The organism is Kaistia algarum (assembly GCF_026343945.1).
GTDB classification, from domain to species: Bacteria; Pseudomonadota; Alphaproteobacteria; order Rhizobiales; family Kaistiaceae; genus Kaistia; species Kaistia algarum.
Genome location: NZ_JAPKNJ010000005.1, coordinates 44623 through 59150, shown reverse-complemented (window position 1 = coordinate 59150; position 14528 = coordinate 44623). Strand labels below are relative to the sequence as shown.

General features: G+C 63.7%; 12 protein-coding genes. 5 read left to right on the top strand and 7 right to left on the bottom strand.

Going from position 1 to position 14528, the window contains the following annotated elements; genetic code table 11:
* Nucleotides 1-5: 5 nt before the first annotated feature.
* Nucleotides 6-1007 carry a type II secretion system F family protein gene (locus OSH05_RS24245; protein ID WP_104221572.1) on the top strand — a complete coding sequence of 334 codons (1002 nt, stop codon included), beginning with the start codon at nucleotides 6-8 and terminating at the stop codon, nucleotides 1005-1007.
* Nucleotides 1008-1017: 10 nt separating this feature from the next.
* Nucleotides 1018-1992, top strand: a complete 975-nt coding sequence (locus OSH05_RS24240; protein ID WP_104221573.1) for a type II secretion system F family protein — start codon at nucleotides 1018-1020, stop codon at nucleotides 1990-1992.
* Nucleotides 1993-2029: 37 nt separating this feature from the next.
* Here the strand turns inward: OSH05_RS24240 and OSH05_RS24235 are convergent, their stop codons facing one another.
* Nucleotides 2030-2842 carry a tetratricopeptide repeat protein gene (locus OSH05_RS24235; protein WP_104221574.1) on the bottom strand — a complete coding sequence of 271 codons (813 nt, stop codon included), beginning with the start codon at nucleotides 2840-2842 and terminating at the stop codon, nucleotides 2030-2032.
* A 177-nt stretch (nucleotides 2843-3019) separates the two neighbouring features.
* On the opposite strand from OSH05_RS24235, the gene OSH05_RS24230 reads away from it, so the two are divergent.
* The 3 genes from OSH05_RS24230 to OSH05_RS24220 all read left to right on the top strand — a co-directional run bounded on the left by OSH05_RS24230 (nucleotide 3020) and on the right by OSH05_RS24220 (nucleotide 5750).
* Nucleotides 3020-4444 (top strand): leucyl aminopeptidase family protein, encoded by a 1425-nt coding sequence (locus OSH05_RS24230; RefSeq protein WP_266353054.1) that lies wholly within the window; start codon nucleotides 3020-3022, stop codon nucleotides 4442-4444.
* An 80-nt stretch (nucleotides 4445-4524) separates the two neighbouring features.
* Nucleotides 4525-4875 carry a MarR family winged helix-turn-helix transcriptional regulator gene (locus tag OSH05_RS24225; RefSeq protein ID WP_104221576.1) on the top strand — a complete coding sequence of 117 codons (351 nt, stop codon included), beginning with the start codon at nucleotides 4525-4527 and terminating at the stop codon, nucleotides 4873-4875.
* Nucleotides 4872-5750 carry a C40 family peptidase gene (locus OSH05_RS24220; RefSeq protein ID WP_104221577.1) on the top strand — a complete coding sequence of 293 codons (879 nt, stop codon included), beginning with the start codon at nucleotides 4872-4874 and terminating at the stop codon, nucleotides 5748-5750. The genes OSH05_RS24225 and OSH05_RS24220 overlap by 4 nt, the downstream gene beginning before the upstream one ends.
* A 28-nt stretch (nucleotides 5751-5778) precedes the next feature.
* On the opposite strand, the gene OSH05_RS24215 is transcribed toward OSH05_RS24220, so the two are convergent.
* The 6 genes from OSH05_RS24215 to OSH05_RS24190 are packed head-to-tail and all read right to left on the bottom strand — an operon-like array spanning nucleotide 5779 to nucleotide 14387.
* The gene (locus OSH05_RS24215) at nucleotides 5779-6741 is read right to left on the bottom strand and encodes a 2-hydroxyacid dehydrogenase (RefSeq protein WP_104221578.1); all 963 of its coding nucleotides are present in this window, start codon (nucleotides 6739-6741) and stop codon (nucleotides 5779-5781) included.
* Nucleotides 6738-8402, bottom strand: a complete 1665-nt coding sequence (locus OSH05_RS24210) for an ABC transporter ATP-binding protein (RefSeq protein WP_104221579.1) — start codon at nucleotides 8400-8402, stop codon at nucleotides 6738-6740. Before OSH05_RS24210 ends, OSH05_RS24215 begins: the two co-directional genes overlap by 4 nt.
* Nucleotides 8402-9538 (bottom strand): ABC transporter permease, encoded by a 1137-nt coding sequence (locus tag OSH05_RS24205; protein ID WP_266353053.1) that lies wholly within the window; start codon nucleotides 9536-9538, stop codon nucleotides 8402-8404. The genes OSH05_RS24210 and OSH05_RS24205 overlap by 1 nt, the downstream gene beginning before the upstream one ends.
* Nucleotides 9539-9540: 2 nt before the next feature.
* Nucleotides 9541-10647, bottom strand: coding sequence for a microcin C ABC transporter permease YejB (locus OSH05_RS24200; protein ID WP_104221118.1), 1107 nt, complete (start codon nucleotides 10645-10647; stop codon nucleotides 9541-9543).
* A 3-nt stretch (nucleotides 10648-10650) separates the two neighbouring features.
* A complete protein-coding gene (locus OSH05_RS24195; RefSeq protein WP_104221117.1) occupies nucleotides 10651-12525 on the bottom strand; it encodes an extracellular solute-binding protein in 1875 nt (624 codons plus the stop codon).
* On the bottom strand, nucleotides 12525-14387 hold the full coding sequence (locus OSH05_RS24190; protein WP_104221127.1) for an extracellular solute-binding protein: 1863 nt from the start codon (nucleotides 14385-14387) through the stop codon (nucleotides 12525-12527). Before OSH05_RS24190 ends, OSH05_RS24195 begins: the two co-directional genes overlap by 1 nt.
* Between the last annotated feature and the right edge of the window lie 141 nt (nucleotides 14388-14528).

The following is a 14528-nucleotide window of genomic DNA, read 5'->3' as shown; positions in this document are numbered from 1 at the left end:
CGGACATGCTGGGGTCGACGGGTCTTTTCTTCGCCATCGTCCTTCTCGCCGCCTTCAGCGCGGGCGCGCTCGCCTATGCCTTTCTTCGCGATCGGATCCGCGAGGAAGGCCAGATGGAACTGCGGCTGACCCAGCTGAATAACAAGGCGAGCGCGCTCACGCAGGTCCGCCAGACGGATGCCGGCAAGCGCCGCAAGACCATCCAGGAAACGCTGAAGGAGATCGAGCAGAAGCAGAAGGCGAGGGCCAAGCAGTCGAAATCTCCGCCGCTGGTACTGCGGTTGCAGCAGGCGGGGCTTGAATGGAGCCACCGCAAGTTTCTGCTGATCAGCGCTGGCTGTGGCGGTGGTGCGCTTCTGATCGCCCTGCTCTTCGGCCTGCCGCTTTATGCCGTCTTGGCGGCTGGCGTCGCGGGCGCGCTCGGGTTGCCGCGCTGGGTGGTCAGCCATTTCCGCAAGCGCCGCTTCCGCCAGTTCACCAGCGAATTCCCGAATGCCGTCGACGTCATCGTCCGCGGCATCCGTGCCGGCCTTCCCGTGGGCGACTGCCTGCGCATTATCGCGGCGGAAGCGCGCGAACCGGTGCGATCCGAGTTCCGCAAGATCGTCGATCAGCAGCAGGGCCTCGGCCTTCCGCTGACCGACGCGGTGGCCCGACTGCCGGAACGCGTGCCGCTGCCGGAGGCCAATTTCTTCGCCATCGTCATCGCCATCCAGCAGAAGGCCGGCGGCAATCTCGGCGAGGCGCTTGGCAATCTCTCCCGTATTCTGCGCGAGCGCGCCAAGATGAAGGGCAAGATCCAGGCGATGAGCATGGAGGCGAAGGCATCGGCCTGGATCATCGGCGCGCTGCCGCCGCTCGTCGTGACGATCACCTATTTCACCAATCCGAAGTACATCACGCTGCTTTTCACCGACCCGCTCGGCAACGTCATCCTGGGCGGCGCCGCCCTATGGATGTCGATCGGCATTGTCGTCATGCGCCGCATGATCGATTTCAAATATTGAGGCGGGAAAGATGCTCCAGTTGATCATGGGCCTGGTCGATCCGCAGCTTCTGATCGCCGTCTTCTCGGCCGTTGCGGTCATCGCTACGATCCTGTCGTTGACGCTGCCGCTGCTGGAGCGTGACCGGTTGCCGGCGCGCATGAAAACCGTGGCCATCGAGCGCGAGCGGATCCGGGCGCGGGAGCGGGCCCGGCTTTCCGAGCAGAGCCGGATCTCGCTTCGCCACGAGCCGCGCGCTTATATGAAGCGCCTCGTTGAAGGCCTCAATCTGCGCGAGGCGCTGGTGGACGAGCAGACGCTGAACCGGCTGCGCATGGCAGGTTTCCGCGGACAGGCGCCCATCATCGTTTTCCTGTTTGCCCGCTTCGTCCTGCCATTCTGCGTTTTTGCCGCAGCCCTTCTATATTTCTTCGTGATCGGCAAGTTCGAGCAGCCCTTCCTGTTCAAGCTCGGGGCCTCGCTGCTCGTCGGCGCCAGCGGCTTCTATCTGCCGATCCTCTATGTCGCCAATGTCGTTTCCAAGCGTCAATCTTCGATCCGTCAGGCTTGGCCCGATGCTCTCGACCTGATCCTGATCTGCGTCGAGGCCGGCATGTCGGTGGAGACGGCCTTCCGCAAGGTTTCGGAAGAGATCGGCGCCCAGTCCGGGCCGCTGGCCGAGGAACTGATGCTGACGACGGCGGAACTCTCCTATCTGCCCGAACGCAGGCAGGCCTATGAGAATCTCGCGTCGCGCACCGGCATCGACAGCGTCAAGGCCGTCGTCACGGCGCTGATCCAGGCCGAGCGCTACGGAACGCCGCTCGGCGATTCATTGCGCGTGATGGCGCAGGAAAGCCGCGACCAGCGCATGAACGAGGCGGAGAAGAAGGCGGCCGCGCTGCCGCCGAAGCTCACCGTTCCGATGATCCTGTTCTTCCTGCCCGTGCTCTTTGCCGTGATCCTCGGCCCGGCGATCATCCAGGTGATCCACGTCCGGCAATAATCGCCGTCTTCAGCAGCCTGTTGCCATTGGCGCCGGATCAGCCGGCCGACCGGGCCGTGCCGGCCTGCGCCCTCTGCCGCCCTTGCTGCTGCGCCAGCATGGCCTGCAGATAGGCGACGTTGGCCTGGGCTTGTTCCGGGGAGATCTCGGATTTCGCGATGCTCTCGGCTTCGCCGAAGCGACCTTGAAGCCCGACGGCGAGGGCGAGGTTCTGACGAACGCGACTGTCGGCTCCGGGCTGCGCCACGGCCTGGCGCAGGACGCGCTCGGCCTCGGGCAATTGCCGTGTCAGCACATAGGACATGCCGAGATTGGAGAGGATGGTCGGGTCGTTCGGCTTGATGGCGAGCGCCTTGGTGTAAAGATCCCGCGCGGCGTCGTTCTGGCCCAGCTGATCGAGGATTGCCCCCTCGGCGGAGAGCAGGCGCCAGTCGGGCTGATCGGGTGTCTGCGCCCGGCGCACGGCGTCGAGGGCCTGTTCCAATTGTCCGTCGGCCGCGAGCGCCTTGCCATAGGCGGCGAGAACGTCGCGATCGGTCGAATAGCGGATCGCCGTCTTCTGCAGTACGGCGACGGCCTGATCATTGTTGCCCACGCGTCGCAGCGCCGCTGCATAGTTCAGCGCGGTCGTCTTGTCGTTGGGGTTCTTGGTATAGCGCTGGCTCCAATAGCTCTCGGATTGCTGGAAATCGCTGGCTGTCAGGGGCTTTGCCACGGAGCCGGTCGTGGTGTGGTCGAGCCCGCTGGAACTCGTCGAGCAACCCGCGAGACCGGCGCAAAGGAGCAGCGCGGCGATCGACAGGCTCCCTCGGATGGCACGGGCGGGCGCGATCTCGACGAAGGAATTCATGGCTCGATCCGGCGGTCCGACGAGGGTGGATATCGAGTTCCATCAATATTTGGTTAACCCTAACAGATGGTTAAAACCTGCCTCTCAAGAGCGTCTGATCCCGGACATGGCGGATTGCGGACGCTCTCGCGACGGTCCATGATCCCCGCCGTTTCACCGCCGCCGAGGATCCTCGACTTGATCGAAAGCCTGATCGAAAGTTCTGCTGCCGCCGTTCCGATTCTTGCCGTGACGTCGGATGATCTCGACCGTGTTCTCGCCTCGCTGTCCGAGGTCGAGGCGAGCTGGGCGCGGTCCACGGGCTTCGACGCGGCGGCCGGGGCGATCACGATCATTGCCGATTCGCGCGGTTCGATCGGGCGGGTGCTGTTCGGTCTTGGCCGCGCCGACGCCCCGGGCGACCGGTTGCTCAGCGCCCGGTTGCCGATGATCCTGCCGCAGGGCGACTACGAGTTCCACACGGCCATTCCGGACTCGGAGCTGGCGACGCTTGGCTGGGCGCTCGGCAACTACCGCTTCACCCGCTACAAGACGAGTGCTGTGCCGGCGCCGAGGCTGGTGGTGCCGAAGGGGGTCGATATCGCGGCCGCGCGCACGGCCTCGCGTGTCGTTTACCGGGTGCGCGATCTGATCAACATGCCCGCGAACGATTTGGGACCGGCCGAGCTCGCCGAGCATATTCGCGGCCTCGCGCAGCGCCACGACGCGGAGTTTTCGCAGATCGTCGGTTCGGCCCTGCTCGGCGCCAATCTGCCTTTGGTCCACACGGTCGGCATTGCCGCTGCCGACGACAGGGCGCCACGTCTCGTCGAACTGAGCTGGGGCGATCCGAGCCACCCCAGAATCACCCTGGTGGGCAAAGGCGTAACCTTCGACACCGGCGGCCTCGACATCAAACCGTCGAGCGGAATGCTGCTCATGAAGAAGGATATGGGCGGCGCGGCCAATGCCATGGGTCTCGCGGAACTCATCATGGCGGCGAAGCTGCCTGTCCGCCTGCGGCTGATCGTTCCCGCCGTCGAGAACGCCATATCCGGCCAAGCCTTCCGGCCCGGCGATATCTTCCGGTCCCGCTCCGGCGTTACCGTCGAGATCGGCAATACCGATGCGGAAGGCCGGCTGATCCTCGCGGATGCTCTGGCTCTTGCCGCGGAGGAGGCACCCGATCTCCTCATCGACCTCGCGACGCTCACCGGTGCCGCGCGTGTCGCGCTCGGCCCGGATATTCCGCCATTCTACTGCCACGACGACAGCCTCGCCGAGGCGGTGATGCGCCATTCCGATCGGGTCGGAGATCCACTCTGGCGCATGCCGCTCTGGCGGCCCTATGCGTCGATGCTGGATTCGAAGGTAGCCGACATCAACAATGCCGGCAGCGGCGGTTTCGCCGGCTCGGTCACAGCGGCTCTCTTTCTCGACCGCTTCGTGCCGAAGAGCGTGCCGTGGATCCATGCCGATATCTACGCCTGGAATCCGGCCCCGCGGCCCGGCCGGCCGGAGGGGGGCGAGGCGCAGGCGATCCGCGCCTTGTTCTCGCTTTTGCAGGCCCGCTACCCTGGCGAGGAACGTGTTGCCGTCGCGACGCCGACGCCGTCCGCTTGAGCCTTGTCGCCGGAACGGCTTTGCGGCTAAATGGAACGGTTCCGAAACGAATTCGGTTTGCTCTGGCTCCGGAGCCGTTCATGCCCGCCGAGTTGCGCCCGTCGCAGGCGCTGCGTCTCTGGCACGATGTGACCTTCGATCTCGTCCGTGACGGCGAGCACGATCTCTCGGCGCGGCAAATGGCCGTGCTGTTGACGGTCTATCTCGACATGCCGCCGCATACCGTGCGCGGACTGGCTGAAAAGCTTGGCGTGACCAAGCCGGCGATCACGCGGGCGCTCGACACGATGGGGCGCCTCGGTCTGGTGTCGCGCCATCGCGATCCGGCCGATCGCCGCAATGTCGTCATCCAGCGTACCGTCGCCGGTGCGCTTGCCGTCGAGCGTCTCGGCGACATCATCATCGCCCGCCACAAGGAACTGCCACCGTGAGCGAAGCCCGGGAACTCGATCGCCGCGTCAACGCCGTCCGTCCCGATCTCGCCGATCGGCGGTTGGATGGTCGCGTCAGCGCTGCGCGCTTCGTCGAGGGACGGCCGATGCGTATCGGCTTGCCGTCGACACCGATACGGCGTGCACCGCGATCGGATGCTCCCATCGACAGCGAGGCGTTGATGGGGGAGGGCGCCCTTGTCTTCGAGGAGACGATAGAGGGCTGGGCCTGGATCCAGCTCGATACCGATTCCTATGTCGGATATGTCGCCTCCGAGGCGCTCGCGCCGATGCAGCCGTCGCCGACGCACCGGGTCACCGCATTGCGGACGTTTCTCTATCCGGCGGCGGATATGAAACTGCCCCCGATCGGCGCGCTGTCGCTCGGTTCTCGGCTCGCGATCACCGGCGAGACAGAGACGCGGGGCACGGTCTTCTCGTTGCTGGCCGGCGGCGCCGGAGCGGTCGTTTCGCGTCATCTCGCACCGCTGGAAGCAAGGGAGACCCAAGATTTCGTGACAGTCGCCGAACGCTTCCTGCATGTCCCCTATCTCTGGGGTGGACGTACCAGCCTCGGCATCGACTGTTCGGGACTCGTGCAATTGGCGCTGGCGGAAATCGGCATCGCCGCGCCGCGCGATTCGGACCAGCAGGCGGCGGGTCTCGGAGAGGCGCTCGATCCGGCCGATCTTGCCTCGCTACGCCGAGGCGATCTGATCGCCTGGAAGGGGCACATCGGCATGTTGCAGGATGCCGATACGCTGCTGCATGCGAGCGGCTACCACATGGAAGTTGTTTGCGAGCCTCTGACAGGCGCACTGCATCGCATCGCCGCGACCAGCGGCGCGCCGATCGCAATCCGCAGACCGGTGTGAGCGCGCGGCCTTCGTGACTCGCGGTTCTTCAATATTGCCGGCTGACGTCGACGACGTTGCGCAACGGCTGGCCGGCCTCGAAGTCGCGAATGGCGCGGAAGATCACGTCCGCTTGGATATCGGCCTCGCTTGTCGCGGCGACATGGGGCGTCATGACCACCTTTGGGTGTAGCCATAGCGGGCTCGACGAGGGTAGTGGCTCTGGTTCGAAGACGTCGAGGCTTGCGCCGACAAGATACCCGGCGTCGAGCGCCTGGATCAGGTCGGCTTCGACTTGCAGACCGCCGCGACCGGCATTGATCACCACGCCGCCGCCGAGAGGGCCGTTCCTGGCCAGCCGTTCGAACAGTGAACGGTTCAGGATGCCCCGGGTCTCGTCCGTCAACGGCAGGAGCACGACCAATATGTCGGTGCGCGCCAGGAACGGCGTCAGGCCATCCTGGCCGGAATAGGTCTGGATGTCCGCGTCGTCCTTGGGTGTCCGGCTCCAGGCGGCGAGGTTGAAGCCAAGCGGGCGGAGGACCGAGACGGCGGCTCGGCCAAGCTCGCCATAACCCATGATCCCCACCCGCACTTCCGGTGCGGCCGGCTGCGCAATCTCCCGCCAGAGACTTGCCGCCTGCTGCCGGGCATAGGCCAGATGCTGGCGGTGATGCAGCAGCACCTGCAGCACCACCCACTCATTCATCCGCTGGGCGAGGTCACCGTCGACCAGCCTCGTGACCGGGACCTTCGGCAGATCCGGCACATGGACGATATGGTCGACGCCGGCGCCCAGCGAAAAGATCGCCCTGAGGTTTGGCAGGTCGCGGAATGCCTCGGATGGCGGCTTCCAGGCGAGGACGTAATGCACCGCGCCCGGATCGGGCACATCGGGCCAGATCATGAGCGGGCGTTGCGGCTGGTGACGGCGGAAGGGATCCGCCCAAGGCTCGGCCTGCCAGGGACCCGAAGCGATCAGGACGCCAGGAAGCTTGTTCGACCCGGTCATTGCGATACCACCCCCTCGGGCGCGGCCTTGATGGAGAAGGCGGCGGCTATGAGCGCGCGCGTATAGTCGGACTGCGGTTCGGTGAAGATCTGCTGCGCCGAGCCGCGTTCGACGACCTTGCCGTTGCGCATGACCATGACTTCGTTCGCCAGGGCCCGAACGACCTTGAGATCGTGGCTGATGAAGAGATAAGCGAGGCCGCGTCGGCGCTGCAGGTCGCGCAGGAGGTCCACGACCTGCGCCTGCACAGACATGTCGAGCGCTGAGGTCGGCTCATCCAGCATGATGAATTCCGGCTCGAGCACGATGGCGCGGGCCACCGCTATGCGCTGGCGCTGGCCGCCGGAGAATTCGTGCGGGTAACGGTGGCGACTGGCGGGATCGAGCCCGACCTCTTCCAACGCTTTCGCGACCCGCTTCTCGCGGTTCGCTGCGGACAGCGCCGGTTCGTGCACCTGCAATCCCTCCGCGATGATCTCGGCGACCGAGAGACGCGGCGACAGCGAGCCGAAGGGGTCCTGGAAGACGATCTGCATGTTTCGGCGAAGCGGCCGCATCGCGTGGAATCCCAGACCGTCGATCTGGTTGCCGTTGAAACGGATGGCCCCCTTGGAGGAAATCAACCGCATGATCGCAAGGCCGAGCGTCGTCTTGCCCGAACCGCTCTCGCCGACGACGCCGAGCGTCTGGCCGCGCCGCACCACGATGTCGATGCCATCGACCGCCTTCACATAGTCGACTGTTTTTCGGAGCAAACCGGCCTTGATTGGGAACCAGACTTTGAGGTCGTCGGCGGCGACGACGACGGGCGCCATGACATCGGTGGAAGGCGGTTCGCCCTTCGGTTCGGCGGCGAGCAGGTGCCGCGTATAGGCGTTCTGCGGATGAGCAAAGATTTCGCGCGTCGGTCCCTGCTCGACGATCCTACCTTGGGTCATGACGCAGACGCGGTCGGCAATTCGACGGACGATACCGAGATCATGCGTGATGAACAGCAGCGCCATCTGTCGCCGCAGCTGGATCTGTTTCAGGAGCTCCAGGATCTGCGCCTGCACGGTCACGTCGAGCGCGGTGGTGGGCTCGTCGGCGATGAGGAGTTCCGGCTCATTGGCGAGCGCCATGGCGATCATGACGCGCTGGCGCTGGCCGCCGGAGAGCTGGTGCGGATAGGCGCCGAGCCGCTTCTCGGCATCGCGTATGCCGACTTCGTTCAAGAGTTCCAGAATCCGGCTGCGCGCCTTATTTCCCGTCAGCCCTCGATGCACCGACAATATCTCGCCGATCTGCCGCTCCACGGTGTGCAGCGGGTTCAGCGACGACATCGGCTCCTGGAAGATCATCGATATCCGGTTGCCACGGACCTTGCGCAATGCCTTGTCCGACGCGGTCAGGAGATCCTCGCCGTCGAACAGGATGCGCCCACCCTCCGGATGCTCGGCGGACGGATAGGGCAGGAGCTTCAAGACAGAGAGGGCGGTGACGGACTTGCCGGAGCCGGATTCACCCACCACCGCGACGGTTTCGCCGCGCCCGACCGTGAAGGACACGCCATCGACGGCAACACTACGCTTGCCGTCCTGGACGAAGTCGACGTGGAGATTGTCGACGGTGAGGAGGGGAGTGCCGGTCGCGTCCGTGTGGCTGTTGTTTGGCACACTCATCAACTGAACGTCTTTCTCGGGTCGAACGCGTCGCGGACGGCCTCGCCGATAAAAACCAGGAGGCTCAGCAGCAGCGAGATCACGATGAAGCCGGTGAGGCCGAGCCAGGGCGCTTGAAGGTTGTTGCGGCCCTGCGCCAGCAATTCGCCAAGCGAGGCAGAACCAGGCGGCAGGCCGAAGCCGAGGAAATCGAGCGAGGTCAGCGTCGTGATCGAGCCGTTCAGGATGAAGGGCAGGAAGGTCAGCGTCGCGACCATGGCATTTGGCAGCACATGGCGGATGATGATCGTGCGGTTGCCGACGCCGAGCGCGCGCGCGGCGCGGACATATTCGAAATTGCGGGCCCGGAGAAATTCGGCGCGCACGAGCCCGACCAGCCGGACCCAATTGAAGGAGAGCAGGATCAGCAGCAATATCCAGAAGCTCGGCACCAGGATGGAGGCGATGATCAGCAGGATGTAGAGCTCGGGCAGCGACGTCCAAATCTCGATGAAGCGCTGCATGATCAAATCGATCCAGCCGCCGAAATAGCCCTGGATCGCGCCCGCCGCGATGCCGATGACCGAGGAAAGAACGGTCAGGATCAGGCCGAACAGCACGGATATGCGCACGCCGTAGAGCAGGCGTGCCACCACGTCTCGGCCCTGGTCGTCGGTGCCGAGCCAGTTGAAATTGCCGAGCGTGCAGTTGGGATCGGTCGCGCCTTGCGGATAGGCGGTGCAACGCTGGTCGGCCGGGATCATCCACCAGGGCTTGGCGGGCGCCGGCATCGACATTTCGTTGTTGACGGTGTTGTAGGAATAGCGGATCGGCGGCCAGAGCATCCAGCCATTCGCGCGAACTTCATCCTGGATGAAGGGGTCGCGGAAATTCGTCGTCGCGAGGAAGCCGCCGAACTTCTCCTCCGGATAATCGGTGAAGACGGGCATCAGCAGCTCGCCCTTGTAGGAGACGAGGATCGGCCGGTCGTTGGCGATGAAATTCGAGATCAGCGTCAGCCCGAACAGGCCGAGAAACAGCCAGAGCGAGAGATAACCCCGCCGGTGATGGCGGAAGATGCGCCAGCGGCGCTGGTTCATCGGCGACAGCAACGGACGCTTTTCGGGCACTGTCGGGGCAAAGGCGGCATCGGTCATGGTCAGACCTCCCGCCGTTCGAAATCGATCCGCGGATCGACCCAGGTGTAGATGAGGTCGGACAGCAGTCCGAGCACCAGCCCGACCAGCGAGAACACGTAAAGCGTCGCGAACACCACGGGATAGTCGCGGCCGAGCACGGATTCATAGCCGAGCAGGCCGAGGCCATCGAGCGAGAAGATCTGCTCGATCAGCAGCGAGCCGGCGAAGAAGGCGCCGAGGAAGGCGCTTGGAAAGCCGGCGATCACGATCAGCATCGCGTTGCGGAAGACATGGCCATAAAGCACCCGATTTTCGGTGAGGCCCTTGGCTCTGGCGGTGACGACATATTGCTTGCGGATCTCGTCGAGGAACGAGTTCTTGGTCAGAAGCGTCGTCGTCGCGAACGCCGAAAGCGACATGGCGATGATCGGCAGCGTGATGTGCCAGAGATAGTCGATGGCCTTGCCGCCAGGGGAAAGGCTGGCCCAATTGTCGGAAGTCAGGCCCCTTAGCGGGAACCAGTCGAGGAAGCTGCCGCCGGCGAAGAGCACCAGCAGCAGGATGGCGAAGAGGAAGCCGGGAATCGCATAGCCCACGATGATCACCGCAGACGTCCAGATGTCGAACTTGGAGCCGTCGCGAACCGCCTTGGCCACGCCGAGCGGGATTGAGATGCCATAGGAGAGCAGCGTCATCCAGAGGCCGAGCGTGATCGAGACCGGCAGCTTTTCCTTGATCAGGTCGATGACCGAGATCGAGCGGAAATAGCTCTGGCCGAAATCGAAGCGGGCATAGTTCCACAAAAGCAGGCCGAAACGCTCCAGCGGCGGCTTGTCAAAGCCGAACTGCTTCTCCAGCTTGGCGATGAATTCCGGGTCGAGGCCCTGTGCGCCGCGATATTTGGAATTGATCGGGCCGCCGCCGAGCTGGTCCTGGCCCCGCGTTCCGGGATCGCCCCCGCCGCCGGAAATCCGCTCGGAGCCGGAAATGTCGTTGCCCGATAGCTGGGCGATGACGCGCTCGACCGGGCCACCCGGCGCGAACTGGATCACCGCGAAGCTGATTGCCATGATGCCGAATATGGTCGGGATCATCAGCAGCACGCGGCGGAGGATATAGGCACCCATGGTTCAGTCCGCCTTGCCGATCGCGACGGCCTTGTCGGCGTCGACCCACCACATCATTTCCGGCGAGAAGCCGTAATCCGGCTTCACCTCGGGCCAGCCGAACATGTCCCAGGCAGCGACGCGGTGCTCGTCCGATCCCCAGGCGGGGAACCAGATCTGCTGCGAGCGCAGTACGCGGTCGAGCGCGCGAAGCACGGTCACGAGTTCGTCGCGGCTCGTCACGGCGCCCGCTTTGGTCACGAGCGCGTCCACGACCTTGTTCTTGACGCCGGAGAGGTTGGAGCCGCTAGGCGTGTCGGCGCTGACCGAGCCGAAGAGCTGCTCGATCCCGTCGATCGGCGTCGCATCGAACATGTTGCGATAGGCCATGATGTCGAAATCGAAATCGTTCTTGCGGCGCTGATACTGCGTCGCATCGACGAGGCGCATGGTCGCGTCGACGCCGATCGCCTTCAGATTGTCGATCAGCGGCGCCAGCACGCGTTCGAAGGCCTGGGTCTGGATCAGGAATTCGGCCGTCAGGCGGGTGCCGTCCTCGCGGACGAGCTTCGCGCCGTCGCGCTTCCATCCAGCCTCGGCCAGAAGCGCGGAAGCGGCTCGCAATTGCTTGCGATCTCGGCCACTGCCGTCGGATTCCGGCAGCGTGAACGGCGCATCGGTGAAGATCGCGGCCGGCAGTTCCGCGCGGAACGGTTCGAGCAGCGCCAGCTCGGCCGGACTCGGCAGGCCGGAGGCGGCGAAATCGGAACCGTCGAAGAACGAGGCCGATCGCTTGTAGAGCCCATAGAACAGGTTCTTGTTGGCCCAGGGAAAATCGAAGACGAGGCCGATCGCCTGACGCGTGCGCGGATCGGAGAATTGCGGCCGCCGCAGATTGAAGAACCAGCCATACATGTCGGCGCGGCGCTCGGCCGGGAAGGGCGGTTTCTTCACGCGGCCATCGACGATCGCCGGGAAATTGTAGCGCGTTGCCCAATTCTTCGAGGAGAACTCCTCGCGCCAGGTGAGCTCGCCCTTGGCGAAGGCCTCGAACTCGACATCCTCGTCCTGGTAGAACTCGAGCCGGATACGGTCGAAATTGCCCGTTCCGACGGCGACGGGAAGATCGCGTCCCCAATAGTCCTGGACCCGCTCATAGACGATCGACCGGCCGGCATTGACGGCCGCGATCCTGTAAGGGCCCGAGCCGAGCGGAGGCTCCATCGTCGAGGCTTCGAAATCGCGCGTGGAATAATAGGCTTTGGAAAAGATCGGCAAGGTGGAGGCGACGATGAGCGGGGTCTTGGCGCTCTGCTTGCCCGAGAAGGTGACGACGAGGTCGCGCAACCCATTGGCGCGGACATCGGTCATCTCGCGGATCGCCTGCGAAATATCCGGATGGCCCTTGTCCTTCAGGAGCTGGAAGGAAAAGGCGACGTCCTCCGCCGTCAGGGGCGAGCCGTCATGGAAGCGCACATTGCCGCGCAGCGTGAAGGTGTAGCGGTTGCGATCGGCCGAGACGGTGACGCTTTCGGCCACGAGGCCATAAACCGAATCCGGTTCGTCGAGGGCGGCGGTCATCAGCGTGTCAAAGGTGAGTTCCACCCTCGGCGGAGCGTCTCCCTTGAAGGTGTAGCCGTTCAGCGTGTTGAAGGTGTTCGGCCCCTGGTTGTAGTACCAGTTGGGGGCCGAAAAGACGAAGCTGCCGCCCTTCGGCGCATCGGGCAGGACATAGGCGAAGTTCTTGAAGTCGGCCGGATATTTCAGCTCCCCGAAGACGGAGAATCCGTGACGCGGCGCTGGCTGCTCAGCGTGCGCGAATGTCGAAGGCAGAAGCGGCGACAGCGCGAGCGTCGCGCTGCCGGCGAGGAAGTGGCGCCGTGTCGGAGTGACCCGCATCAAGGCGCCGCCCCCAGCGCCTTTTCCTCGGCCGGATCGATCCACCAGGAATCGGTATCGATGCCGCTGTAGTCAGGTTGCTTCTCGGGGATGCCGAATTTGTTCCAATAGGCCACGTGGATCTCGTCGCTGTACCATTGCGGCACGACATACCAGTTCCACAGCAGCACGCGGTCGAGCGCATGGGTTGCGGCGACGAGCTCCTCGCGGTCCTTGGCATACAAAACCCGGTCGATCAGCTTGTCGATCGCCGGATTCTTGATGCCGGCATAGTTGCGGCTGCCTTTCTGGTCGGCCGACTGCGAACTCCACATCTCGCGCTGTTCGTTGCCGGGCGATTGCGACTGGCCGATGACGGAGGAAATAACGTCGAAGTCGAAATTGTTCACGCGCTCGACGTATTGCGACGAGTCAACGATGCGCAGCCGCGCATCGATGCCCACGCGTTTCAGATTGGCGATGAAGGGGCTGACCACTCGCTCGTAAGAGGGGTCGTTCTCGATAAATTCAATCGTGAATGGCTCGCCGGTCTTGGCGTTGACGAGTTTGTTGTTCTGGAAGTTCCAGCCTGCCTGCTTGAACAGGTCGACAGCCTTGCGGAGATTGTCGCGGAAGGCCTGGGGGTTGTCATTGACCGGCGCCACGAACGGAGTCGTGAACACCTCCGGCGGCACTTCGTCCTTCACTGTTTGAAGGATTTCCAGTTCCTTGCCCTGCGGCAGGCCGCTTGATGCGAGGTCGATTCCGGCGAAGTAGCTATTGATCCGCTTGTATTTGTCGAAGAACAAGGTCCGATTCATCGTCTCGAAATCAAAGACGTAATTGAGCGCCTCCCTCACACGCGGATCGGCAAACTTGTCGCGTCGCATGTTGAGGAAGTAGCCTTGCATGCGGCCAGAGGAATGATAGGGAAAATCCCTCTTGATGACGTCACCTTTCTTCACCGCCGGGAAGTCGTATTCCGTCATCCAGCGTCCGATCCGGTTTTCGGCGCGAAAATCTTCCAGGCCGCCTTTCTTGAACGCCTGAAATTCAGCCGTCTGATCGCGATAATAGTCGTAGACTATGCGGTCGAAATTGTTGCGACCGACGCGGGTCGGCAGGTCCTTGCCCCAATAGTCGGTGACACGGGTCCATACAATCTGACGATTTGGGTCGAACGATTCGATCTTGTATGGGCCTGAGCCGAGCGGCGGTTCCAGGGTCGTCTTCGAAATATCGCGCTTTTTGCCGCTGGCGTCGGTCCCCTCCCACCAGTGCTTCGGCAGCACGACAAGGTCACCCATGATGGTCGGCAATTCGCGATTCCCCGGCTGATCAAAAGTGAATGTCACTTCGCGGTCGCCGGTGATTTCAGCCTTCGTCACATGGCCGTAGTACTTGTTGTACATCGGGCTCAGCGTCTTCAGCGTCTCGAACGACCAAACAACATCGTCTGGTGTGATCGGGGTACCATCGTGCCATTTTGCTTTGGGGTTCAGCCTGAACTTCGCCCACGAAAAATCGCCGGGATAGCTCACGGCTTCCGCGAGCAGGCCGTAATTGGTTGAGGCCTGATCCGTCGCCGTCTCCATCAGCGTGTCATAGAGATTGCCACCGCCAACGCTTGATAGTCCTGCCGCGGGCACGCCCTGGACGATGTACGGATTCAAGCTATCGAAAGTGCCGACGGCCGCCTGATGCAGCGTCCCGCCTTTCGGCGCGTCGGGGTTCACATAGTCGTAGTGCTGGAAGCCTTCGGGATATTTCGGCTCGCCGATCAGCGATGTGGCGTGGCGCCAGACAGGTTCGGACGAGAACGCCGCGCCGGCGGGCGCAAGCAGCGTCAGGGTCGTCAGGACGGCCAGGGCGGCGGCTCTCATCGGCATGATTCTCCGGCAACAAGTGTGACATTCTTAGGGGCGATTGCCGCTGGGGCAACCATCTCCCCCAAAGCCACCGAGAATCACGGCATGAAAAAGGCCGGAGGGGAGCCTCCGGCCTTTCCTTTCCAAGATTTAATC